The sequence below is a fragment of the Bariatricus sp. HCP28S3_F11 genome (assembly GCF_052065395.1).
In the GTDB taxonomy this organism is placed as follows: Bacteria; Bacillota; Clostridia; order Lachnospirales; family Lachnospiraceae; genus Allocoprococcus.
The window spans coordinates 128,724-152,335 of the sequence record NZ_JBQHUC010000004.1 but is presented as its reverse complement, the minus strand read 5'-3'; the positions used below and the strand labels follow the sequence as shown (position 1 = coordinate 152,335).

The following is a 23,612-nucleotide window of genomic DNA, read 5'->3' as shown; positions in this document are numbered from 1 at the left end:
TCTTTGTATTCTCGGCGAATCTGATGCCGGAAAGTCCTATCTGGCCAAGGCCATTGGTATTAAAGCCTGCAATAGATATAACGTTGGATATTTTCATAGTGAAGAGCTCCTGGAGAGCATGGTTGCTCTTAAAGAGCAGGACTATGATAAATATGCCCGCAAGATGAAAAAGTATCTTAAATGGGATCTGATCATCCTTGATGACTTTCTGCTTCATACGATCACAGATGAGCGCGAAATCAAGATTCTTTTTGAATTACTGGAGAAACGCAATGAACAGCACCGGAGTACGATCGTTTGCTCTCAACGGGATCCAGACAGCTGGAAAGCTATGATTTTGAATGATGAAGTGTCTGCTAATTCCATCATGAAAAGAGCAACAAAACACTACACAATCAAGATAAACATACGATAACTTATCAACAATCAACTAAATACGAGCGGCCGTTCTGCTCCGCATAGCGGCCGTTGAAAAACGCATTTGCGACCGCCAGAGGGCGCAAACTGCAAAATATCGGTAATTGTCTTTGATACATATTTCATACATAAAGATTCTCCTTCCTTACAATTTTAATACATTAATATTTATTCTGAGGCTGCATCTTCATCCGGTACGTATTCCAGAATATCCCCAGGCTGGCAGTCCAAAGCCCTGCAAATTGCTTCTAATGTGGTAAAGCGTATTGCTTTTGCTTTATTATTTTTTAAAATAGATAAATTCGCCATGGTGACATCCACTTCTTTTGAAAGCTCGGTGAGTCCCATTTTACGTTTAGCCATCATGACATCCAGATTAATTACGATTGCCACAAGATACACCTCCCTAAATCGTCAGATCATTTTCATCTTTGTAATTGACTGCTTCCTGAAATACGCAGGAAAGTACCACACTGAACAGCGCTGCAATAAAGAACACAAGAATAATGATCAAAGTTGCAGGAGTTGGAACCAGTAATACTTTGATAAAAAAGAAAATAGAAATTACCAGGCTGTACCTTGCCATTCTCCTAAGACTTTTTACATTATCTTCCACGAAACAATTCACTTCCAGAACTGTCTTCATCATTTTTCGCAATTCATTTACGATTAAAAGTCCGTTTAAACCGGATACTGCAAACACGATCACCATTGCCAAATAATGGTTTTCTATGTCTTTTGAATAATGTGTTCCGGCAAATCTGAGCCATATCGGCAGCGTGATCAGAACAATAATTCCCGTAAAAAACATAATGTCCAGAATTAATTTTGTCAGCTTTTTAATTCGTTCATACTTCATTGATTATACCTCCAGTATTTTTTCTACTTCCTGTTTCTGTCATTATATTCCACATTATTTTGAATTGCAATATATTTTTATTGATATTCGATATTTTTTTATTGTTTTATGAATGGTGTTTTTGATAATTGACAAATTCGCAGCAGGCTGTTATATTAATTTTGTTTGACTATAAAACTATTTTATATGTAAAATATAAGAAAGGATTATCATTATGAACACACTAAGAAAGCTCTATTGCCGTTCTTTTCAAACAGTTTTTCGAATTGCACTTCCATTTCTTCCGTATAGAAAGCCTAAAATTCTTGGAAGTGTCAAAGCTTTGCCTGAGATTCTGCTGAAACGCGACTATAATCATGTACTGATTATTACAGATGAAGGAATCATGAAGCTTGGCCTCACGAAGCGTCTTGAAAAAGTACTTTCCGAAAATAATATTAAATATACGATTTATGATAAAACCGTGGCTAATCCCACTACAAAGAATGTTGCTGAAGCAATGGATTTATTTCTTTTCAATAATTGTAATGCCATCATCGGTTTTGGAGGTGGTTCAAGTATGGATTGTGCCAAAACAGTGGGAGCTAAGATTGCAAAACCAAAACAGCCTCTTTCCAAGATGAAAGGAATCCTGAAAGTGCATAAAAGAATTCCACTTTTGATTGCTGTTCCCACCACAGCCGGAACCGGAAGTGAAACAACGCTTGCTGCAGTGATCACCGATGCTGAGACACGACATAAATATGCAATCAATGATTTTCCTTTGATTCCCAGATATGCTATACTTGACCCAAAGGTAACCTTGAGTCTTCCTCCATTTATCACCGCAACCACCGGTATGGATGCATTGACACATGCAGTAGAAGCCTATATTGGAAATTCTACAACTTATGGAACCCGCAAAGATGCTCTGAAAGCAGTCGAATTGATTTTTAAAAATATTGATACGGTTTATACAGATGGTAAAAATGAGGAGGCCCGTAAGAAAATGTTGCATGCTTCTTTCTATGCCGGATGTGCATTTACAAAATCCTATGTAGGTTATGTTCATTCTGTTGCTCATTCTCTTGGTGGGGAATACAATGTTCCGCACGGACTGGCAAATGCAGTGATTCTTCCGCTTGTTTTGGAAGCTTATGTTTCCACGATTTACAAAAAGCTCCACAAACTCGCAATCGCTGCCGGACTGGCAGATAAAAATACACCACATGAAACAGCTGCGAAAACATTTATTCTTGCAATCAAAGATATGAAAAAGAGATTTGAGATTGGAGATACCATTGAATCGATTCGGGAGGAAGATATTCCAAAACTCGCTCACTATGCCGATAAGGAGGCAAATCCACTTTATCCGGTTCCGGTACTGATGGACGCCAAAGAGCTTGAAACATTTTATTATCAATTGATGCCACAACCTGAACAGTAGGAAGGAGAATTTTCATGACGGAACATGAAATCAGAGAAATCGTTGAAACACAGCGCAAATATTTCTATACCGGAGCTGTACTTCATGTAGATTACAGAATACAGGCTTTGAAAAAGTTGCAGTCATGCATTTTGAAATATGAAAATGAAATTAACGAAGTGATTAAAAAAGATTTGGGAAAGAGTGCATTTGAAAGCTACATGTGCGAAACAGGGCTTGTTTTGAGTGAAATCAGCTATATGTTGAAACATATCCGCAAATTTTCCAAAGAGAAAACTGTTCTCACTCCGCTCGCACAATTTCATTCCCGCAGTTTTAAGAAACCGTCTCCGTACGGTGTTGTACTGATCATGAGTCCCTGGAATTATCCATTTTTATTGACGATTGATCCTCTTGTAGATGCCATCGCCGCCGGAAATACAGCTGTTGTAAAACCGAGCGCCTATTCTCCGAATACGAGCGAAATTATGAAAAAACTGATTGAAGAATGCTTTGATAAAGAATATGTTGCAGTAGTAACCGGAGGACGTTCTGAAAATACCTGCCTTCTGAACGAACATTTTGATTACATTTTCTTCACCGGAAGCCAGGCAGTCGGCAAAGAAGTCATGAAATGTGCTTCTTCTCATCTCACACCGGTCACACTGGAACTTGGCGGTAAGAGCCCTTGTATTGTAGAAAAAAGTGCTAACTTAAAGCTGGCCGCAAAAAGAATCGTATTTGGAAAATACCTGAATTGCGGGCAGACCTGCGTGGCACCTGACTATATTTACTGCGACAAAGAAATCAAAGATCGTCTGATTGAGGAAATAAAACTGCAGATTGAAAAACAATTTACAACCGATGCTCTGCATAATGATCACTACGGAAAAATCATCAATCGAAAACATTTTGACCGGATCTGTGGACTGATTGATCCGGCGAAAGTTGTCTGCGGCGGCGGATCAGACGCTGATACGTTAAAAATCGAACCTACTTTGATGGATCATGTAACCTTTGACGATGCTGTTATGCAGGAAGAAATCTTCGGACCGGTCCTTCCGGTTCTGACATACGATTCTTTGGATGCAGCAATCCGTAAAATCAACTCCATGGCACATCCGCTCGCACTATATATTTTCACCAACAGCAAATCTGTTGCCGGAAAAGTAACTTCCGAATGCGGATTCGGCGGTGGATGCATCAACGATACGATCATTCATCTTGCTACCAGCGAAATGGGATTCGGCGGATTCGGAGAAAGCGGAATGGGATCTTACCACGGACGGGACGGATTCCGGACCTTCTCACATTATAAGAGTATTGTAGATAAAAAGACATGGCTGGATCTGCCTATGCGATATCAGCCTTATAGCTCTCTTAATAAGAAATTGATTCATATGTTTTTGAAATAATATGTTAAACAATTTAGGTATACATGATTTTTAATTTTTAAAATGGCTGGCTTAGATTTTAAATATTCTAAACCAGCCACATGCTTTTATTCTCTTTTCAGTTCTTCTATCACATTCTGTTTCTTAATCTTCTGTATACTATACAGCATACTGCAGAACACTACGATCATAACCCAGATAATTGCGACAAACAAAGGTTTCCATGGATATACAAACTGAATTTGTGCACTTCTGGCGATATTGCCAAACAGTAGTACACTAATCAATAGCGATCCGATAACTCCATAACTGATGGACTTGAACCCGTAGATGAGGCACTCATAATTCATCATTTTATGAAGCATCTTCCGGGACATTCCCATAGACTGAAGCATTGCAAATTCTCGTTTTCTCAGCATGACATTGGTTGATATCGTGTTAAACACATTTGCTGCTGCGATCAGAGATATCAATACAATGAATCCATAAGTCAGTACCTTTACAGAGAGAATCATTCCTCTGTCTTTTTCATAATCTTTCGCAGCACATGACAGATAGCCATTTTCAAGCAGTTCCTCATCCGTCATTTTTTTCTCCAGTTCCTGATAGACCGAATTGTACTTTGTTGCTTTGATTGCAATATTGGATTCAACCGAATTAAACAAATCATCCTTGAACAGGTACTCTTCCATTCTGCTTTCCGGAACAAGAATGCTGACATTTCCATATCCGTTTTCCTGAGAATCGAATAGATAATCCGGAAGATTTTCAATGGAATGACTCAGAATGATTTCTTTTTCTTCGGAAAGTTTTGTGTTATATTCTCCGTTTTCTGTTGGGATTACTTGCTCTCTATAATATCGGAGTGTCAGATTTTCTTTTCCGTCAAAGAATTCTTTTTCTACATATTTTCCTTTTTCTGTGTCATATTTTACATATTTATCGTAATATACCGGATTATTGCCATATGTATATTTTACAAATTCATCGTCCGGGATAAAGATCAGATTGCACCAGAATCTTGCCTCTTCTACATCAAAATAAATAAATTGATCTTTATATTCCTGATATCGCTCTACTCCTTCTATCTCGTCTAAGACTTGTTCTATTTTTTTATTCTCTGTTTCTAATTCTTCCATTTCATCCATTTTATAATCTCTACTGGTATAAAGGATCTCGTATTCCGGCATTTTCATTACAAATGCTCCGGTTGAAATGAGATATTCTGAAAGCAGGGACGCGGACACAAATAAGATAATGCTGATGGTAAGTGAAAATACGGTCGCTCTGTATTTTTTCCGGTCGCGTTTGTAATTTTTGTCCGCAAGCATCCCTTCTACTCCAAACAGTTTAAAAATATATTTCGGACTTTTTACTTTCTTGGAACGTATTTTTATATCTTTTGTCGCGCGAATTGCCTGCATTGGTGTAATCTTACGTATTCTTCTGACAGGCACCCAGACGGAAAGGCATACCAGGATAAATACGATCAGGATCGTCATCGGAATGATGTATGGATACACATGTAACCTGATCGTTTCTTCGTCACCGTGAATCCATCCTCCAAGCCACGGACCGATATAGTGAAGTGTTACAGCGATTCCTCCTACACCGGCAAGGATGCCGAATGGAATTCCGATGACCGCCACCGAAGCTGCTTCGTACCACATGGCTTTTTTCAGCTGCTTATTTGTCGCGCCGACTGAAGATAAGATGCCAAATTGTGTTGTTCTCTCTCTTAGCGAGATGGCAAATGTATTATAGATCAGTGAAATGGATCCGATTCCGATGATGAAGATCAAGATCTGCATGATACCATCTAAAAGTGTCATGTATGCACTGTTTCTGGAAGCTCCGATCCATTTTAAAATGGCTTCATTTGAGTTCCAGCTTTTTCCTTTTGTCTCGATAAATTTCTGGATATTTCGCGGATTTTTCAGCTGTACATACGTGTTATAAGGCGCCTCTTTGTCTTCTTCCTGATGTTCCTTTGAAAGAATTTCCCCGGTAAATGCGTCCATACCTCCGCCGCCCATATTGCTGTTTCCCCAGGACTCCAGGATACCTACGATCGTATAGGTTCTCTCATATTTCGGAGCAAAATTTTCGTATTTATCCTCCTGTTCCTGATATTCGATCCAAGGATTTCCGGTTATCTTTTCTCCGTCGATGATCCAGTCGCCTACCGTAACTGTGATCGTATCTCCTACATCAACCACACGATACTGTTCTCCGGTCTGAGTACTAATCATGGTAATTGTTTCTTCCTGAAGGATGATTTCATTCTCATTTTCCGGCAAACGCCCTTCCAACAACTTCACTCCCAGAAGCTCTGCGGCTTCCGGATTCATCGTCTGCATATACAGATAATTGGCTATCTTTTGTCTGTTTTTCTGCCTCAGAAAAGAAATATCTCCATATCCCAGCTCCCTTATAGAAACACATTTCTTAACATTATCATATTTTGCAGTCTCTTCATATTCTTCTTTCGAAAGCGCTTCTTCGTAAAGATGCCATTCTCCATTTTCCCGCTTTCCGCGCTCAAGCATATAATTCTGAATGCTGCCTCCAAATACCAGAACTCCCGTCACCATGGAGGTCGCCAGAATGACACCTATGATTGATACAATTGTCCGGACTTTATTCTGTTTCATCGTCTGAAAGGTTATTTTTGCGAAAATGTTCATTACCGGATCACCTCATCTCTCACGATCCGTCCATCTTCCAGCGAAATGATCCGGTCTGCCTGCAGCGCAATATTTTCATCATGAGTAATCACGATCAATGTCTGGTCGTAGGTTCTGTTCGAATATCTGAGAAGCTTCATGATTTCTTTGCTGTTCTCAGAGTCCAGATTGCCCGTCGGTTCGTCAGCGAGAACCAGTGTAGGCGCATTCATCAGCGCTCTTCCCACCGAAACTCTTTGCTGCTGTCCACCGGAAAGCTGATTCGGCAAATGTTTCCTCCTTTTCTTCAGTTTTAATAAGTCCAGAAGTTCTTCCAGACGCTCTTCATTTACCTTTCTTCCATCCATAAGAACCGGAAGTGTCATATTTTCTTCCACAGTCAGAACTGGGATCAGGTTATAGAACTGATAAATCAGTCCAATCTGCCTTCTTCTGAAAATTGCAAGTTCTTCTTCTTTCTGCGCGTAAACGTCTGTCTGACCTACGAGCACCTTTCCACCATCCGGTTTGTCAACTCCGCCGATCAAGTGGATCAACGTGGATTTTCCAGAGCCGGATGCTCCTACGACTGCAACAAATTCTCCCTTTTCCACAGTAAAAGAAACATCATCCAGCGCTTTTACCTGGTTACTGCCCTCACCGTATATCTTTGTCAGGTGCTCTACCCTTAAGATTTCCATAATTTAAACTCCTCCTTGGCCATATACTGTCATATTATCTTTTTATAATTTGTAGTATAACGAAGTCAGATGACAGCTCCATGACTTACAGATGACAATTTTGTCACTTTAGCAAAAAGTGACTGGAGGGACGGGTAGGGGGGGGGGGGGGGGGGGGGGGGGGGGGGGGCGGGCCGCCCCCCTTACCCTGACGGACCACCCCCCCCCCCCCCCCCCCCCCCCCCCCCCCCCCCCTACCCATCAAACTTTAACATACCTTTGATTTCTGCTATTAGGTTTATCCGGAATTGTCATATGAATAAGATTCATCTCGATTGCTGGACGAAGATAATTTCTGCGGAATCCTTCTTTTGATTTTAATTCCAGTTTTTCCATAAGTGATTTGCTGGTGTATGGAATATCATATTCCATAACATCAAGCATTTTCTTGATATGTTCCGAAAGTTGTTCGTTATCCTCGCTAACCTGCTTAGAAATATCATCCAAAACCTTATCAATTTGCGATAGAATAAACTCAATAAAAATTGTAGATTCACCATTTACATGGCACTTGGCAATTGCATCATAATATTCCTCCTGAAACTTCTCAATTTGACTTTCTATTGGAATGTATTCAAATATCGGTTTCCATTTTGTAAGAATAGCAGTATGCCATAATCTTGCCATCCTTCCATTACCATCAGAAAAAGGATGGATAAAAACAAATTCATAATGAAATACGCTACTTAAGATTAAAGGATGAACACTGTATTTTGATTCCTGCATCCATCTAAAAAGATCTTCCATTAACTCTGGAACGAATTGTGCAGGCGGCGCCATAAATATACACTGATCACCACTAAAAACACCTTCTTCTCCTCTACGGAATTTACCAGATTCTTCAACAACATATTTTGTCATAATACCATGAAATTTCTTTAAATCTTTGATACTATATGGATTAATTTCAGAAATTTTATCATAAGCAATGTAAGCATTTTTAATTTCTTGTATTTCTTTTTGCTCTCCTAATACATTCTTACCATTAATAACATCTCTTACCTGTCCTAAAGAAAGCGAATTAGCTTCAATCTTTAAAGAAGCGTGAATAGACTTTATACGATTGTTCTTTCTTAAGTGTGGTTTTGCTTCCAAACTATTGATTGCTGTAATACATCCGATTTTTTCTGAAATGGATGAAACATATGATAATATCTCATTTGTAATTGTAAAAGGCGGTTTGTAATTATCCATGAAAATACCTCCATTAACTTACGTATTATCTTGCGTACTTTCTTCCTCCATTATACATCATTTCTCTCGGATTCTTCAATTACATCGGTGTACCTACTTCGATCAAGTTTCCATCCGGATCATAAAAACGGACTACTTTCTGTCCCCAGGCATGTGTCATCAGGCGATTCACATATTTTACAGATGGATAATAATTTTCCAGCTTCTCTACAAAAGCATCTATGTTTTTTTCTTCAAAATATAATTCACATGCATTATTCTCTGGGATGACATCTTGTCCTGTGAATTTTTTCCAAATAGATTCATCCTGAAGTACCAGGCCTTCTGTAAGAATCATATTACCATCATTATCAAGAATAGGTTCGAGACCGAATAATTTGTGATAAAATTCTTTTGAACGTTCGATGTCTTTAACAACGATTAGGATATTTTTTAATTTCATTTTTTCTACACTCCTCTCTGCGGCATTTCCAGTTAACATAACATTTTATTATATTACTATACTTTAATGTGAATTGCACTCCTGAAATTATTATGATGAACAACTCACTTGTGGTACTTACTACTCCGAATAATACAGGATGGGAATAAAAAAAGGTGATGTTATCAAATTTGAATCCTCACTTTATCCAACTTATGGGCATTCAACATCTATTTTTTGTATTTTACCTATTATCGATGAAGAACTGAAAGAAGAAATGGAAATTTTCAATACAAATGAAGTTTCTTACCAGTATACTGCTACTAAAGATTGTTATTATAATCTTGGAATACTCAGTGCCAGCCCTAGTTCTATTAGTTTTCACGAAGGAACGATTTCGGTAATTAAGTAAACACAAATCTCCCCTTGAAAAAGAAACTGGGGACGCTCCTACACCACCATTTTATAAAACCGAATCACAAATCTCGCTCCGCCATCTTTTACATTTTCGGCGAATATCACTCCTTCGTGGGATGTGATAACCAGTCTTGCAAATGCCAGTCCCACACCGAAATTCAAAGTTTCTGTCTTTCTTCCTCTGTAGAACCGTTCAAACAGATGTGGCATATCTTTTTCTTCGATTCCTTCTCCTGAATCTGTGATGCTAATTTCTGTATAGATTGGATTTTCTCTCCAGGAAGTGCAGATGGTTCCGTCTTCCGGTGTGTGTTCCATCGCATTTTTGATCACGTTTCCGATGGCTTCTTCCATCCATTTTTTATCGCAATTGATAGAAATATTTTTTTCGCCATGCGTCGTGAATTTCTGGTTTCTCAGTTCCATCGCGATTTCAAATGGCTGCATGGATTCCTGAATAAGGTTTTGAACGGAAATTTCATTTTTCTTAAATGTGATGGTTCCGGCATCCAGTTTTGCCATTTTTAGGAGGGATGTGATCAGCCATTCTATTCTTCCGAGCATCTGTTCCATGTCGCGGCACAGTTTTCGTTTCTGTTCTTCCGGTGTCTCCGGTGATTTGATTTTTTCCAGCATCAGGTTCAATGATGTAAGCGGGGTGCGGATCTGATGGGAAATGTCGGTCAGGGAATTGGCAAGGTTCCGTTTTTCTTTCTGGATGCATTCATTTTGTTCCCTCAGTCTTATGATCATTTTCTGAATTTCATCCCGCAGGATTTCCAGGTCTCCTTCCCGCATTCTACTTAAGTTCAGGTCTGCCTTTCCGTGAAGGATTGCATCCATTTCCATGGTAAGTACCCTGATTTCATGATATCTTTTTCCTGCAAATATCATCCAGATCAAAAGCAAAATGATTCCGCATAGAAGTGCTCCTGCGGCTCCGCCTTTCAGCAGAAACACTGTTTCCGGTGACCATTTATTTTTTCCAAATACAGATGCGAAAAAAAGGAGCGCACTGATAGATGCAGTTGCTCCTTCTCCAGACAATAACTGTAATTTAATTTCTCTGTTTCGAAAAATACCCATTACTCCTCCATTTTATAGCCAAGTCCTCTTACTGTTTTGATGATCTGAGGGTTTTGAGGTGAATCTTCAATCTTCTCCCTGAGCCTCTTAATGTAAACAGTAAGTGTATTATCATTTACATATTCACCGGCGATATCCCAAAGTTCTTCCAGAATATAATCTCTGGAAAGCACTTTGCCTTTTTTCTGTAAAAACATCAGAAGAAGTCTGTACTCCAAAGAGGTCAGAAAGATTTCCCGGCTGTCTTTTTTTACGATTCCTCTTGATGCATCAATCTCCAGTCTGCCTGTCTGAAGCTGGATTTTTTCTTTTTCTCCGTAAAATCTGCGGATTACCATTCGCATTCTGGATACCAGTTCGCGCGGCCGGAATGGTTTGCTGATGTAATCGTCGGCTCCCATATCCAGACCTGTCACTACTGAGAATTCATCGTCCAGTGCAGTCAAAAACATAATCGGAATCCGGTACAACGCCTTCACCGCCGTGCAGACGCTGTATCCATTTCCCTGTGCCAGTGTAATATCCAGCAAAATTAAGTCAAACTTTTGTTCTTCGAGAAGGTTCATTGCCTTTTGCTGTCCGTCGACCGAACAGATTTCAAAACCTTCTCCTGTCAGAAATTCTGTCAGATTTTCTATGATGAGGCAATCATCCTCGACCAGAAGTACTTTATTCCTCATCCGGCTGTCCTTCTGTCATTTTGCTATCGCCTTCCATATCCTCTGATACTGTCTCAATCTCTTCCAAAGTTCCTACCGGTTCTTCTTCATTTTCAGAAATATCACCCTCCAGCTCTTTGGATGCATGACGCACTTTGGCAATACTGGCAACTTCCTCTTTCTCCTTAAGGTTGATCAATTTTACACCGGAAGTAATTCTTCCGAGAACGGAGATTCCCTTACATTCCATGCGGATCACGATTCCATCGGTATTGATGATCATAATTTCATCATTGCGATTTATCGCCTTTGCTCCTACTACATTACCGGTCTTTTCAGTAATCTTATAACATTTCACACCCTTACCGCCACGGTTCTGAGAGGTGAATTCTTCCATCATGGTACGTTTTCCCATACCTTTTTCGGACACGATCAGAAGGTCTTCTCCCTGTATATCAAGCTGCATTGCCACCACTTCATCGCGGTCACTTAAGTTCATGCCACGAACACCCATGGAAGTTCTTCCTGTTGCGCGTACATCCTTTTCGTGGAAACGGATACACTGTCCGTATTTGGTTACCAGAATGATATCTCTTTCGTTATCTGTGGTCTTTACTTCAATCAGTTCATCATCTTCTCGTAAGGTAATCGCAGCAAGCCCTGTTTTTCTTACATTTGCGTATTCGCAGATCGGTGTTTTCTTCACAAGACCTTTCTTGGTTGCCATGAACAGATAATTGCCATCTCTGTATTCCTTGATTGGAATCATTGCGGTGATCTTCTCATCCGGCTGGAGTTGCAGAAGATTGATGATTGCTGTTCCTCTGGATGTTCTTCCGGCTTCCGGAATCTCATATCCTTTCATGCGGTACACCCGTCCGGTGCTGGTGAAGAACATGATATACTGGTGTGTATTCGTCATGAACAGTTCTTCCACGTAATCTTCTTCCAGTGTCTGCATGCCTTTGATTCCCTTGCCGCCGCGGTTCTGGCTCTTGAAGGTATCATTGCTCATACGTTTGATATATCCAAGCTTCGTCATGGTGATGACGACATCTTCCTTCGGAATCAGATCTTCCATGGAAATGTCGTATTCATCGAATCCGATGGAAGTTCTTCTCTCGTCCCCGTATTTTTCAGAAATGACAAGGATTTCTTTTCGGATAACACCAAGGAGAAGTTTTCTGTCTGCGAGAATTGCCTTATACTCGGCAATCTTCTTCATGAGCTCCTCATATTCTGCTTCCAGCTTCTCTCTTTCCAGTCCGGTAAGAGCCCTCAAACGCATGTCTACAATAGCCTGTGCCTGTGCGTCGCTGAGATTGAATTCCTTCATGAGGGATTCTTTCGCAATCTGTACCGTCTTGGAACCACGGATGATTGTGATCACCCGGTCGATATTATCAAGAGCAATCAGTAAGCCCTCTAAAATATGGGCACGCTCTTCCGCTTTATTCAGATCGTATTTAGTTCTTCTTGTAACAACATCCTCCTGATGCTCCAGATAATGCTGCAGCATCTCAAGAATATTCATGACCTTCGGCTCATTATTTACCAGAGCAAGCATGATCACACCGAACGTATCCTGAAGCTGTGTATGTTTATATAACTGATTTAAAATGACGTTCGGATTCACATCACGGCGCAGCTCAATACAGACACGCATACCTTCTCGGTTAGACTGGTCGCTCAAATCGGTGATTCCGTCAATCTTCTTATCTTTAACAAGTTCGGCTATTTTCTCAATCAAACGTGCCTTATTTACCATGTACGGAAGTTCTGTAACAACAATGCGGTTCTTTCCATTTGCCATCGGCTCGATATTCGTCACCGCACGAACCCGGATCTTTCCGCGCCCGGTACGATATGCCTCCTCGATTCCTCTGGTTCCGAGAATCGTGGCACCGGTCGGAAAATCAGGTCCTTTTATGATCTGCATGATTTCCTCAATTGTCGTCTCTTCTTTATCTGCAATCTGATCATCAATAATCTTCACAACCGCACCGATCACCTCTCTCAGGTTATGAGGCGGGATATTGGTCGCCATACCAACCGCAATACCGGACGTTCCGTTTACCAGAAGATTCGGAAATCTTGCCGGAAGTACAGTCGGTTCTTTCTCGGTCTCATCAAAGTTCGGTTCGAAATCAACCGTGTTTTTATTGATATCGGCCGTCATTTCCATGGAAATTTTACTCAGTCTGGCCTCGGTATATCGCATCGCGGCAGCGCCGTCTCCATCGACAGAACCAAAGTTACCGTGACCGTCTACCAATGTATAGCGCATAGACCAGTCCTGAGCCATATTTACCAATGCACCATAAATCGAACTGTCTCCATGCGGATGATATTTACCCATTGTATCACCGACAATACGCGCACATTTACGATGCGGTTTGTCCGGTCCGTTGTTAAGCTCTATCATGGAATACAGAATTCGTCTTTGTACCGGTTTCAGGCCGTCTCTTACATCCGGAAGCGCACGCGAAGCAATTACACTCATGGCATAATCGATATAGAATTCTTCCATGGTTTTCTTCATATCCACTTCATGGACTTTGTCGAAAATATTATCTTCCATTTTTTTATTCTCCTTTTGGTTGGAATGCATCTGCAACATTTACGACTGGCAGTATCTCGAAAATCTGCAGAACTTACGCTGCAGCCATCTCGAAAATCTGCGATTTTCTCGATGGGTTGGCATTTGCAATGCCAACCTTGAAAGAAGAAGAAGCCAATTTTCATGTGAACATGAAATTGTCTTTTTCTTCTTTCAACTGCCGCTGCGAAATACTAGATATCCAGGTTTTTAACAAACTTCGCGTTTTCTTCGATGAATTCTCGTCTTGGTTCTACTTTGTCGCCCATGAGGGTGGTGAAGGTGAGGTCCAGTTCGGATGAGGTCTCATCGTCCATTGTTACTCGTTTCAGAATGCGGTGTTCGGGATCCATGGTTGTCTCCCAGAGCTGGTCGGCATCCATTTCTCCAAGACCTTTGTAACGCTGGATCTTATTATTGCTGTCTCGTCCGACTTCCTTCAAAATGGCATCTAACTCATCATCGCTGTATGCATACCATACTTTTTTATTCTTTTCAAGTTTAAATAACGGCGGCTGTGCCAGATATACATGTCCTTGTTTAATCAGTTCCGGCATAAAACGGTATAAAAATGTTAACAATAACGTACTGATGTGAGCCCCGTCTACGTCGGCATCTGTCATAAGAATGATCTTGTTATAACGAAGCTTGGAAATATCAAAATCATCATGGATTCCGGTTCCGAACGCGGTGATCATTGCTTTGATCTCAGCGTTGGCATAGATTTTATCCAGCCTTGCCTTCTCGACGTTCAGGATTTTTCCACGGAGCGGAAGTATGGCCTGTGTTGCACGGTCACGCGCTGTTTTCGCGGAACCTCCCGCGGAATCTCCCTCTACGATATAGATTTCGCAGTTTGCAGGATCCTTGTCGGAGCAGTCTGCCAGTTTTCCCGGAAGAGACATTCCTTCCAGAGCTGATTTTCTTCTCGTCAGATCTCTCGCTTTTCTTGCCGCCTCACGCGCCCTCTGGGAAAGTACGGATTTTTCAATGATCGTCTTTCCGACCGAAGGATTTTGTTCCAGGAATATCTGAAGCTGAGTGCTGACAATACTGTCAACTGCACCTCTTGCCTCGCTGTTTCCGAGCTTCTGCTTCGTCTGTCCTTCAAACTGCGGATCTTCAATTTTGACACTGATGATCGCAGTCAGCCCTTCACGAATATCTTCCCCGGACAGATTCGGCTCACTGTCTTTTAATAATTTATTCTTTCTTGCATAATCGTTAAATGTTTTTGTCAGGGCATTTCTGAATCCTACCACATGCGTTCCGCCCTCCGGTGTGGTAATATTATTTACGAACCCGTAAGTATTGTCTGTGTAGGAATCGTTGTGCTGCATCGCAACTTCAACCTGAACATTATCCTTCGTTCCTTCGCAGTAGATAATCTGCTCATAGAGCGGTGTCTTGCTTCTGTTCAGATATTCTACAAATTCCTTGATTCCGCCTTCATAGTGGAACACTTTTTCTCTCGGTTCTTCGTCACGCAGATCGGTAAGGCTGATCTTCAGCCCTTTTGTAAGAAATGCCATCTCACGGAATCGCTGTTTTAATGTATCATAATCAAATACCGTATCTTCAAAGATCGTATCATCCGGAAGAAATGTGACTTTCGTTCCTGTTTTTGCCGGATCACATTCTCCGACTACTTTTAGTTTATAAATAACATGGCCTCTTTCATAGCGCTGTTTGTAAATCTTACCTTCAGAACAGATTTCTACTTCCAGCCAGTTTGACAATGCATTTACAACAGAAGCCCCTACTCCGTGAAGACCGCCGGATACCTTGTATCCTCCACCGCCGAACTTTCCGCCGGCATGCAGTACGGTAAATACGACTTCCACTGCCGGAAGTCCGGCTTTATGATTGATTCCTACCGGAATCCCACGTCCATTGTCAATGACGGTAATCGAATTATCCGGATTGATGAAAACCTGAATGTGATCACAATATCCTGCAAGCGCCTCATCTACTGAGTTATCTACGATCTCGTATACAAGATGATGAAGCCCTCTGGTTGATGTACTTCCAATATACATTCCAGGTCTTTTTCTTACTGCTTCCAGCCCTTCCAATATCTGGATCTGGTCTGCCCCATATTCTGCACTCATACCTATCCTCCTAATTCTCGTTTGATACATGTCCGTTAAGAACATGAAATACTTTGTTTATTGAAAATCTGTGATTTACAAACTCATCCAGGCCTGTACAGGTGATCAGAGTCTGTATATCATGAATACTGTCTAATAAATAGTTTTGCCTGTGTTTATCGAGTTCAGACAAAACATCGTCAAGTAAAAGCACCGGAGTATCCCTTATAATCAGCTTTACCAGTTCAATTTCAGAAAGTTTGAGCGAAAGAGCCGCCGTTCTCTGCTGTCCCTGGGAACCGAATTTGCGGATATCCAGTTCTCCTGCCATGAAGCAGATATCGTCCCGATGCGGACCGGCAGAGGTGCTCTTTGTCCGGATATCCCTCTCTCTGTTTCTCTTAAGAGCAGCTTCCAGCGAATATGCACCGCATCCCGATTCATAGGAGAGGCATATTCTCTCTTTGCCACCCGTCAGCCTGTAATGTATCTCATCAATGATTTCATTTACTTCAGAAATAAACTTCTTTCTCCTGGCAATAATCTTATCTCCGTATGCGACCAGCTGCATATCCCAGACATCCAGAGTATCGATAAGCTCCGACTGATACACGGCATCTTTCAGAAGCTTATTTCTCTGATTGACGATCCGGTTATAATTTGCCAGATCCCGAAGATAGACTTTATCCAACTGGGACAATTCCAGATCCATGAATCTTCTTCTTTCCGCCGGGCCGTTTTTGATAATATTCAGATCCTCCGGCGAAAAAAACACAAAATTCATCAGCCCAAAAAGCTCACTCGCTTTTCGGATCGGAACCTTATTGATCGCGATTCCTTTTGGACTGTTCTTCTTCAAATGCATATCGATCTGCCAGGGAACTTTGTTCTTCTCGATGATCGTCTCGATATGAGACTCCTCCTGTCCGAACCGGATCAAATCCCTATCTCTGGTTCCTCTGTGCGACTTTGTCGTACCGGAAAGGTACACAGCTTCCAGGATATTTGTCTTTCCCTGCGCATTGTCTCCGTAGAAAATATTGGTTGCCTTATCAAATTCAATATTCAGCAATTCATAATTTCTGTAATCTTTCAACTTCAATGATTTGATAATCATAGACACACCAACTTATTTTTCAATTTTAATATCTTCCCCATCGTAAGAAACCGTATCTCCATCGTACAGCTTCTTGCCACGTCTTGTATCTACCTCTCCATTTACCTTTACAAGACCGTCCATGATTACTTCTTTCGCTTCAATTCCGGAAGACACCAGCCCTGCAGCCTTCAGTGCCTGTCCAAGCTTGATATATTCTTCTCTCAACTTAATCGTATACATAGTTTCTCCTCTTGTCTTATGCCACGCCGCTGAAGTTCACCGGAAGAATCAGGTAAATATACGTTTCCTTTTCATCCTTAATGAAACATGGTGCCTTGGCATTCATAAAATATAGGTCAACCTCTTCGTCTTCAATCACTCTAAGAGCATCAATCAGGAATTTCGGATTGAATCCGATCAGAAGATCTCTTCCTTCTTTTGTAATCATAATTTCTTCATCCATGGTTCCAAGCTGTGATTTGATCTTCAGTTCCATGATTTCATCTGTGATATTAATAATTACCGGTTTTTTATCGCCTTCTTTTACAAGAAGCGTTGCACGGTCAATACAGTTCAAAAATTCTTTCTTGTTAATTCTCACTTTTGTTTCATAATCATTTGAGAGCATCTGATCAATTTTAAAATACTCACCTTCAATTAATCTGGAAACAACGACTGTCTGATCAAATTCGAAAACAATATGGTTATTTGTAAAATACAGATTTACTTCACTATCTACTTCTCCTGAAAGAATCTTACTTACTTCCATCAGTGTCTTTCCCGGAACAACAACCTTAAGCGGATCATAAGCTTTCTTAAGGGCAATCTTACGAATCGAAATACGATGGCCATCCAGAGAAACAACCTTCAGCATATCATCATGGATTTCAAAAAGTTCACCAGTCATTAATTTATTGCTGTCATTATCTGCAATAGAGAAAATAGTCTGTCTGATCACTTCTTTCAGAGTGAACTGGGAAATGATGATCGGTTCTTCTCTTTCGATATATGGAAGATAGGAGAAATCCTCTCCTGATTTGCCTGAAATATTAAATTTAGCTTTTTCACAGGTAATAAGTGTCTGCTGATTATCATCTGACTCAATTACAATATCATTATCGGGAAGCTTTCTTACAATATCGGAGAAAATTCTCGCATCCAGTGCGATCATTCCTTTTTGTTCGATATTTCCTTCTATGACAGTTTCAATACCCAGTTCCATATCATTTGCTGTGAGCTTGATAATGTTTGTTGTAGCATCTATTAAGATACATTCCAGAATTGGCATTGTTGTCTTGGTCGGCACAGCTTTTGATACAATACTGACTCCCTTTACAAGGTCAGCCTTCTGACATCTGATTTTCATAGTGTGTATAACTCCTTTCAACGAGCAATTATAAATAATATATATAAAAAATATCCGCCTTATCCTTATTAGGGGCTGTGGAAATGTGGGTAAGTACCTAAACCCCTTGAAAATCAAGCATTTCAGAAAAGGACAAGTCCGTTGACAGCTTCAGAAAATGATGTTTATGAGGTTGGGAAAACTTTTTGAATGAATTATACCGGGTTGATCTTTTTCTTAATAATGTCGATAGTATTCCTCAAAGTTTCGTTCTTTTCCACATCATTTGCCACTTTATCCACACCATGATTCACAGTGGAGTGATCTCGACCACCCAGAAGAAGTCCTATGGTCTTAAGTGGCGTATCCGTCATTTTACGGCATAAGTACATGGCAATCTGCCTTGCATTTGCAATTTCAGCATTCCTTTTGCTGCTTTTCAGGTCAGAAATCGGAATGTTAAAGTGTTCAGAAACGACATCAATAATAAGTTCAGGGGTTACTTCACGGTTCTCATTCGGTGAAATGAGATCCTTTAATGCTTCGGCAGCCAGTTTGATGTCAATTTCTTTCTGATTATTATTGATCCGGTACAGAGCAATCAGTTTATTAAGAGAACCCTCAAGTTCCCGGATATTGGTTTTTATGTTGGTGGCTATATACTGAATAACTTCATTCGGTATATTGTAACGTTCCAGCTGGTCAATTTCGATTTTCTTATAAAGAATGGCCATACGTGTCTCATAATCCGGAGCGGAAATATCTGCAATCAATCCCCATTCAAAACGAGTTCGCAGACGGGCTTCGAGAGTCTCCATGTCTTTTGGAGGTTTATCACTCGAAATAATGATCTGCTTTCCGGCATTGTGTAAGTGATTGAATGTATGGAAAAATTCTTCCTGTGTACTTTCTTTTCCTATAATAAACTGTACATCGTCAATCAGAAGTACATCATTATTACGGTACTTGTCCCTGAAAGCAGTCATTGCAAGTTCATTTCCTGTTTTACCAATTCGGATCGCATCGATCAGTTCGTTGGTAAATGTCTCACTGGTTACATAAAGCACCTTTTTGGAAGGATCCTTCTCCAGAATATAATGAGCAACTGAATGCATCAAATGCGTTTTTCCCAATCCTACACCTCCGTAAAGGAAGAGAGGATTGTAGACTTCTCCCGGTGATTCGGCTACCGCAAGGGAAGCAGCATGGGCGAAATTATTGTTTCCGCCGACAACGAACGTATCAAAGGTATATTTCGGATTGAGATTCGCCTGCTCGGAAATATTATTAATTCTTTTGTTTTTTGGTTTTGCTTTTGGTTCTTCCTGTCGGGAATTCAGATTATTTTCCATTTTATAGAATGCCATCTCAGAATCAGGAATATCTTTTGGAATAAATTTAATATCATATTCCACACCGGTTACTTCAGCAATACATACTTTGAGCGGAAGAAGATACTTATTCTGTATATGTTCAATGCTGGCCTTGAAGTTGATGGACAAATACAAAGTATCTCCTACGATGTCATATACTTCAAGGGGTCTGATCCATGTTTCAAAGGATATATTTGATAAGAAGTATTCTACCTTCAGTTTTTGAATAATCTCTTCCCATTTTTCTTTTACAGTATCCATCTTAGTTAAAACTCCATTTCAGCGTATAGTCGGTCAGATTATGTCAAAATCTATTTACAATAAGAAGAAAACATGTCTTCAAAGATAAAATTGCATAATCATACATATATATTCTACATTAAAATTCCTATATAATCAATGAAAAATAAGTAGGGAAAACTTTTTAACATGAGAAAATCGCTTAAATACGCGTTATTTTATGTTAAAAAAATATCCATACACAGGTTATCAACCATTTTCCACATAGTTATCAACAAAATGGGGATAAAGTTGATGATAAAATAACCGTGTTTTTCTTGACTTTACAAGCTTTTTTGTCTATAATCAAAAATGATGTCTTAAAAAGTTTATAATCTAATATTTTAATAGGGAGTAATCGGATAGGAGGTGGATATCAATGAAAATGACATTCCAGCCAAAAAAACGTTCAAGATCTAAAGTTCATGGATTCAGAGCAAGAATGGCTACAGCAGGTGGAAGAAAAGTTCTTGCAGCAAGAAGAGCAAAAGGAAGAAAAGTATTATCAGCTTAGGCCGCAGACATGTGGCCTTTTCTTCTACAAAAAAACAGGGGAAGAAGCGTATGAAATTTTCAGAATCACTGAAAAAAAACAAAGATTTCCAGGTAGTTTACCGTAGAGGAAAGTCTTATGGCAACCGGTATCTCGTTATGTATGTGCTGAAGAATGATCTTGGAAAGAACCGGGTCGGAATATCGGTCAGCAAAAAAGTCGGAAATAGTATTGTAAGACATCATTTAACCCGACTGATAAGAGAGAGTTACAGGCTGCATGAGGACATGTTCCAATGTGGATATGATTTTGTAATTATCGCAAGAGTGTCAGCGAAAGAAAAATCGTACAGAGAGATTGAAAGCGCACTCATCCACTTGGGAAAACTTCATAATATTGTTTGCGTGAAGCAGGACATTTGTAAAAATGAACAGCAGAAAGGCGAACCCGGACCGGATCATGCCGGTTCAGCATATCAGGAAGATGGATGTGCAAAAGGCACGGAGAGATGAAAAATTGAAGAGATTATTACTATTTTTAATTCGTTTTTACAGAAAATATTTGTCTCCATTAAAGACAAGATATCATTGTATTTATGTTCCAACCTGTTCCGAATATGCGTTGGAGGCAATTGAAAAATATGGAGCGCTTAAAGGCGGTTTGCTCGCAGCCTGGAGAATACTCCGGTGCAATCCGTTTGCGAAGGGCGGATATGATCCTGTGCCTTAATGATTTGCTGCCCAGTTTCGGGGCAGAAGACCTTCATTTTCCAATCAAAGTAAAAGGTCTTTAGAAAATTATGGAGGAAAAAATATGACAGGTTTTGTAATGACACAGGTCAGCACGCCGATTATCGGACAGGCTGCCTGGCTGCTCGGTAAAGTTATGGATGGAATTTACCGAGTAATGAATGGAGTCTTCGGTATACAGAACATTGGTATCTGTATCATTCTTTTGACAGTCGTTATTTACACACTGATGATTCCGCTTACGATTAAACAGCAGAAGTTTTCGAAGATGTCTGCTGCAATGAACCCTGAAATTCAGAAGATCCAGAAAAAGTATCAGGGCAAGAAAGACCAGGCTTCCATGGAGAAAATGCAGGAAGAGACACAGCTGGTCTATGAAAAATATGGAGTATCCCCTACAAGCGGATGTCTCCCGATGTTTATCCAGTTCCCGTTCCTCTGGGCAATGTGGTATGTAATTCGTGGTATACCTGCTTATGTAAGTCAGGTAAAAGATGTCTATACTCCGTTGATTGAAGGAATTACATCTACAAACGGATGGCAGAAAATAATGGAATCCATCGGTGAAGCAAAACCGATTCTGATGGATCCGTCAAAATACGATTATTCGAATACGAACATCCTGATTGATGTTTTATACAAATTCCAGTCTTCCACATGGGAAACTTTGAAAGAAGGATTCCCGGCTCTGCAGTCAACAATTGAATCTACAATGGCACAACTCGAAAAGATGAACAACTTTTTGGGACTGAACATTGCAGAAGCTCCTTTGAACCTGATTAAAGACGGATTCTCAGCCGGAGCATTCGGAATTGTGATCGCAGCACTTATGATTCCGATTCTTGCTGGTCTGACCCAGTATCTGAGTGTGAAGATGGTATCTCAGAACAATGGCAATACTGATCAGGAGAACCAGGTTGCCGCAACCATGAAAACCATGAACATCACGATGCCTCTGCTTTCTGTATTTATGTGTTTCACGATGCCGACCGGTCTTGGTCTTTACTGGATCACCAGTGCGGTAGTACGTATGGTTCAGCAGTTCTTTATCAATAAACATCTGAGCAAAATGCCGATGGATGAACTGATCGAACAGAATATGGAAAAAGCGGCTAAAAAACGTGAGAATAAGAAGAAAGTTGAATCACAGTATGTGAATGAAATGGCACAGAAAAAGGGACGCAAGATTGAAAAGAGCAGAAGTGCCGAAGAAGAGAAGGCTTTGGAAGCAAAACTTGAAAATGCAAGAAAACTGAATGAAAATGCGAAAGAGGGAAGTCTTGCATCAAAAGCAAATATGGTCAAGAAGTTCAATGAAAGCAATAAATAGGGGGTAATGATGATGAAAGAAATTACAGTTTCGGCAAAAACATTAGATGATGCAATCACAGAAGCTTCCATTCAGCTGGGGGTTTCAAGTGACCAGATGGAATATGATGTCATCGAAAAAGGAAGTACAGGATTTTTCGGAATCGGAAGCAAACAGGCAGTCATCAAAGCCCGACTTAAAAAAGAAAAAGCAGAGCAGGAAGAGACCATTTCTGTATCAGAAATTTTTGAATCTAAGCCGGAAGTAAAAGAAGAACAGAAATCTGAAGTTAAGAATGAAGTTAAAAATGAGATAAAGAATGACTTGAAGAAAGAAAACCGTAAAGATTTCAAAAAAGATCCCAAGAAAGAGAATAATAAGGATTACAAAAAAGAATATAAAAAAGATTCAAAAAAAGAGTACAAGAAAGATTTTAAGAAAGAGTATAAGAAAGAAACAGCAGCTCCTGTTCAGGAAGAGAAGAAAGAAGTATCGCAGCCGGAGCGCAAAGAAATCGAAGTTGCAGTGGTTACAGAAGAAACCAAAAAGATCTGTGAAGATTTCCTGCGTGATGTATTAAAGGCAATGGGAATGGGTGAAGTAGAATTTACTTCGGTAGTAGATGAAGACGGAGCACTTGCCATTGAAATGAAGGGTGACGATATGGGAATCCTGATCGGAAAACGCGGTCAGACACTGGATTCTCTTCAGTATCTTACAAATCGTGTTGCGAATAAGTCACAGGAAGGTTATGTAAGAGTAAAACTTGATACCGAAGACTACAGAAGAAGAAGAAAACAGACACTTGAAAATTTGGCAAAGAATATCGCATATAAGGTAAAACGTACCAGAAAGCCGGTATCTCTGGAGCCGATGAATCCATATGAAAGAAGAATCATTCATTCTGCACTTCAGAATGACGACAGAGTGTCAACACACAGCGAAGGAGAAGAGCCATACAGAAGAGTTGTGGTAACTCCAAACAGGCGATAATCAATGAGAGCCGTTTCCTGGAAAA

General features: G+C 40.2%; 22 protein-coding genes and 1 pseudogene. 9 read left to right on the top strand and 14 right to left on the bottom strand.

The features are described from left to right. The coding region (locus ACTNBR_RS03625) for an ATP-binding protein (protein WP_441019158.1) at positions 1–415 on the top strand (415 nt) is incomplete at its 5' end. 170 nt (positions 416–585) lie between these two features. Here the strand turns inward: ACTNBR_RS03625 and ACTNBR_RS03620 are convergent. Together ACTNBR_RS03620 and ACTNBR_RS03615 are read right to left on the bottom strand one after the other, a co-directional pair. Continuing rightward, positions 586–810, bottom strand: a complete 225-nt coding sequence (locus tag ACTNBR_RS03620; RefSeq protein ID WP_427807327.1) for a helix-turn-helix domain-containing protein — start codon at positions 808–810, stop codon at positions 586–588. Between the two features lie 13 nt (positions 811–823). Then, entirely contained in the window at positions 824–1,276 is a 453-nt protein-coding gene (locus tag ACTNBR_RS03615; RefSeq protein ID WP_427820739.1) for a DUF2975 domain-containing protein, read from the bottom strand. A gap of 214 nt (positions 1,277–1,490) precedes the next feature. On the opposite strand from ACTNBR_RS03615, the gene ACTNBR_RS03610 reads away from it, so the two are divergent. Beyond that, positions 1,491–2,702: an iron-containing alcohol dehydrogenase gene (locus ACTNBR_RS03610; protein ID WP_441019156.1), complete on the top strand. Its 1,212-nt coding sequence runs from the start codon at positions 1,491–1,493 to the stop codon at positions 2,700–2,702. Between the two features lie 14 nt (positions 2,703–2,716). Further along, positions 2,717–4,096, top strand: coding sequence for an aldehyde dehydrogenase (locus tag ACTNBR_RS03605; protein ID WP_441019154.1), 1,380 nt, complete (start codon positions 2,717–2,719; stop codon positions 4,094–4,096). Between the two features lie 86 nt (positions 4,097–4,182). Here the strand turns inward: ACTNBR_RS03605 and ACTNBR_RS03600 are convergent, their stop codons facing one another. From ACTNBR_RS03600 to ACTNBR_RS03585, 4 genes are all read right to left on the bottom strand, one after another. Then, on the bottom strand, positions 4,183–6,762 hold the full coding sequence (locus ACTNBR_RS03600) for an ABC transporter permease (protein WP_441042670.1): 2,580 nt from the start codon (positions 6,760–6,762) through the stop codon (positions 4,183–4,185). After that, a complete protein-coding gene (locus ACTNBR_RS03595; protein WP_441019150.1) occupies positions 6,762–7,442 on the bottom strand; it encodes an ABC transporter ATP-binding protein in 681 nt (226 codons plus the stop codon). The genes ACTNBR_RS03600 and ACTNBR_RS03595 overlap by 1 nt, the downstream gene beginning before the upstream one ends. Positions 7,443–7,682: 240 nt before the next feature. Then, positions 7,683–8,675 carry a Fic family protein gene (locus ACTNBR_RS03590; RefSeq protein ID WP_441016465.1) on the bottom strand — a complete coding sequence of 331 codons (993 nt, stop codon included), beginning with the start codon at positions 8,673–8,675 and terminating at the stop codon, positions 7,683–7,685. Positions 8,676–8,754: 79 nt separating this feature from the next. Beyond that, the gene (locus tag ACTNBR_RS03585; RefSeq protein WP_441016462.1) at positions 8,755–9,117 is read right to left on the bottom strand and encodes a VOC family protein; all 363 of its coding nucleotides are present in this window, start codon (positions 9,115–9,117) and stop codon (positions 8,755–8,757) included. Between the two features lie 139 nt (positions 9,118–9,256). On the opposite strand from ACTNBR_RS03585, the gene ACTNBR_RS03580 reads away from it, so the two are divergent. Next, positions 9,257–9,508: a hypothetical protein gene (locus tag ACTNBR_RS03580; RefSeq protein WP_441016459.1), complete on the top strand. Its 252-nt coding sequence runs from the start codon at positions 9,257–9,259 to the stop codon at positions 9,506–9,508. A 38-nt stretch (positions 9,509–9,546) separates the two neighbouring features. Here ACTNBR_RS03580 and ACTNBR_RS03575 read toward each other — a convergent pair whose 3' ends face one another. The 8 genes from ACTNBR_RS03575 to dnaA form a co-directional block, all read right to left on the bottom strand. Beyond that, positions 9,547–10,599, bottom strand: coding sequence for a sensor histidine kinase (locus tag ACTNBR_RS03575; protein ID WP_441016456.1), 1,053 nt, complete (start codon positions 10,597–10,599; stop codon positions 9,547–9,549). Further along, complete coding sequence (locus tag ACTNBR_RS03570) at positions 10,599–11,279, bottom strand: response regulator transcription factor (protein ID WP_427807309.1); 681 nt, start codon at positions 11,277–11,279, stop codon at positions 10,599–10,601. The genes ACTNBR_RS03575 and ACTNBR_RS03570 overlap by 1 nt, the downstream gene beginning before the upstream one ends. Further along, complete coding sequence (gene gyrA / locus ACTNBR_RS03565) at positions 11,269–13,839, bottom strand: DNA gyrase subunit A (protein ID WP_441016453.1); 2,571 nt, start codon at positions 13,837–13,839, stop codon at positions 11,269–11,271. Before gyrA ends, ACTNBR_RS03570 begins: the two co-directional genes overlap by 11 nt. A gap of 212 nt (positions 13,840–14,051) precedes the next feature. Beyond that, on the bottom strand, positions 14,052–15,968 hold the full coding sequence (gene gyrB / locus ACTNBR_RS03560) for a DNA topoisomerase (ATP-hydrolyzing) subunit B (protein WP_441016450.1): 1,917 nt from the start codon (positions 15,966–15,968) through the stop codon (positions 14,052–14,054). Between the two features lie 10 nt (positions 15,969–15,978). Beyond that, positions 15,979–17,064, bottom strand: a complete 1,086-nt coding sequence (gene recF / locus ACTNBR_RS03555) for a DNA replication/repair protein RecF (protein WP_427819297.1) — start codon at positions 17,062–17,064, stop codon at positions 15,979–15,981. A 12-nt stretch (positions 17,065–17,076) separates the two neighbouring features. Continuing rightward, the gene (locus ACTNBR_RS03550; RefSeq protein WP_427807304.1) at positions 17,077–17,286 is read right to left on the bottom strand and encodes an RNA-binding S4 domain-containing protein; all 210 of its coding nucleotides are present in this window, start codon (positions 17,284–17,286) and stop codon (positions 17,077–17,079) included. Positions 17,287–17,302: 16 nt separating this feature from the next. Further along, positions 17,303–18,412: a DNA polymerase III subunit beta gene (gene dnaN / locus ACTNBR_RS03545; protein ID WP_441016447.1), complete on the bottom strand. Its 1,110-nt coding sequence runs from the start codon at positions 18,410–18,412 to the stop codon at positions 17,303–17,305. Between the two features lie 194 nt (positions 18,413–18,606). Then, the gene (gene dnaA, locus ACTNBR_RS03540) at positions 18,607–20,025 is read right to left on the bottom strand and encodes a chromosomal replication initiator protein DnaA (protein ID WP_427807302.1); all 1,419 of its coding nucleotides are present in this window, start codon (positions 20,023–20,025) and stop codon (positions 18,607–18,609) included. A 397-nt stretch (positions 20,026–20,422) separates the two neighbouring features. On the opposite strand from dnaA, the gene rpmH reads away from it, so the two are divergent. The 5 genes and pseudogenes from rpmH to jag all read left to right on the top strand — a co-directional run bounded on the left by rpmH (position 20,423) and on the right by jag (position 23,587). Next, positions 20,423–20,557, top strand: coding sequence for a 50S ribosomal protein L34 (gene rpmH, locus ACTNBR_RS03535; protein ID WP_427807301.1), 135 nt, complete (start codon positions 20,423–20,425; stop codon positions 20,555–20,557). A 50-nt stretch (positions 20,558–20,607) separates the two neighbouring features. Next, positions 20,608–20,934 (top strand): annotated as a pseudogene (rnpA, locus tag ACTNBR_RS03530) (ribonuclease P protein component); the annotation flags it as partial. Between the two features lie 85 nt (positions 20,935–21,019). Continuing rightward, positions 21,020–21,265: a membrane protein insertion efficiency factor YidD gene (gene yidD, locus ACTNBR_RS03525; protein ID WP_427807339.1), complete on the top strand. Its 246-nt coding sequence runs from the start codon at positions 21,020–21,022 to the stop codon at positions 21,263–21,265. 84 nt (positions 21,266–21,349) lie between these two features. Continuing rightward, positions 21,350–22,615 carry a membrane protein insertase YidC gene (gene yidC / locus ACTNBR_RS03520; RefSeq protein WP_427807300.1) on the top strand — a complete coding sequence of 422 codons (1,266 nt, stop codon included), beginning with the start codon at positions 21,350–21,352 and terminating at the stop codon, positions 22,613–22,615. 12 nt (positions 22,616–22,627) lie between these two features. Then, on the top strand, positions 22,628–23,587 hold the full coding sequence (jag, locus tag ACTNBR_RS03515) for an RNA-binding cell elongation regulator Jag/EloR (RefSeq protein ID WP_427807298.1): 960 nt from the start codon (positions 22,628–22,630) through the stop codon (positions 23,585–23,587). Positions 23,588–23,612: the final 25 nt, after the last annotated feature.

What these genes read in the sequence shown, in the direction of transcription:
- ACTNBR_RS03615 (WP_427820739.1), bottom strand. Translation starts at nt 1,276, where the DNA reads ATGAAGTATGAACGAATTAAAAAGCTGACAAAATTAATTCTGGACATT.
- ACTNBR_RS03610 (WP_441019156.1), top strand. Translation starts at nt 1,491, where the DNA reads ATGAACACACTAAGAAAGCTCTATTGCCGTTCTTTTCAAACAGTTTTT.
- ACTNBR_RS03605 (WP_441019154.1), top strand. Translation starts at nt 2,717, where the DNA reads ATGACGGAACATGAAATCAGAGAAATCGTTGAAACACAGCGCAAATAT.
- ACTNBR_RS03600 (WP_441042670.1), bottom strand. Translation starts at nt 6,762, where the DNA reads ATGAACATTTTCGCAAAAATAACCTTTCAGACGATGAAACAGAATAAA.
- ACTNBR_RS03595 (WP_441019150.1), bottom strand. Translation starts at nt 7,442, where the DNA reads ATGGAAATCTTAAGGGTAGAGCACCTGACAAAGATATACGGTGAGGGC.
- ACTNBR_RS03590 (WP_441016465.1), bottom strand. Translation starts at nt 8,675, where the DNA reads ATGGATAATTACAAACCGCCTTTTACAATTACAAATGAGATATTATCA.
- ACTNBR_RS03585 (WP_441016462.1), bottom strand. Translation starts at nt 9,117, where the DNA reads ATGAAATTAAAAAATATCCTAATCGTTGTTAAAGACATCGAACGTTCA.
- ACTNBR_RS03580 (WP_441016459.1), top strand. Translation starts at nt 9,257, where the DNA reads ATGGGAATAAAAAAAGGTGATGTTATCAAATTTGAATCCTCACTTTAT.
- ACTNBR_RS03575 (WP_441016456.1), bottom strand. Translation starts at nt 10,599, where the DNA reads ATGGGTATTTTTCGAAACAGAGAAATTAAATTACAGTTATTGTCTGGA.
- ACTNBR_RS03570 (WP_427807309.1), bottom strand. Translation starts at nt 11,279, where the DNA reads ATGAGGAATAAAGTACTTCTGGTCGAGGATGATTGCCTCATCATAGAA.
- gyrA (WP_441016453.1), bottom strand. Translation starts at nt 13,839, where the DNA reads ATGGAAGATAATATTTTCGACAAAGTCCATGAAGTGGATATGAAGAAA.
- gyrB (WP_441016450.1), bottom strand. Translation starts at nt 15,968, where the DNA reads ATGAGTGCAGAATATGGGGCAGACCAGATCCAGATATTGGAAGGGCTG.
- recF (WP_427819297.1), bottom strand. Translation starts at nt 17,064, where the DNA reads ATGATTATCAAATCATTGAAGTTGAAAGATTACAGAAATTATGAATTG.
- ACTNBR_RS03550 (WP_427807304.1), bottom strand. Translation starts at nt 17,286, where the DNA reads ATGTATACGATTAAGTTGAGAGAAGAATATATCAAGCTTGGACAGGCA.
- dnaN (WP_441016447.1), bottom strand. Translation starts at nt 18,412, where the DNA reads ATGAAAATCAGATGTCAGAAGGCTGACCTTGTAAAGGGAGTCAGTATT.
- dnaA (WP_427807302.1), bottom strand. Translation starts at nt 20,025, where the DNA reads ATGGATACTGTAAAAGAAAAATGGGAAGAGATTATTCAAAAACTGAAG.
- rpmH (WP_427807301.1), top strand. Translation starts at nt 20,423, where the DNA reads ATGAAAATGACATTCCAGCCAAAAAAACGTTCAAGATCTAAAGTTCAT.
- yidD (WP_427807339.1), top strand. Translation starts at nt 21,020, where the DNA reads ATGGATGTGCAAAAGGCACGGAGAGATGAAAAATTGAAGAGATTATTA.
- yidC (WP_427807300.1), top strand. Translation starts at nt 21,350, where the DNA reads ATGACAGGTTTTGTAATGACACAGGTCAGCACGCCGATTATCGGACAG.
- jag (WP_427807298.1), top strand. Translation starts at nt 22,628, where the DNA reads ATGAAAGAAATTACAGTTTCGGCAAAAACATTAGATGATGCAATCACA.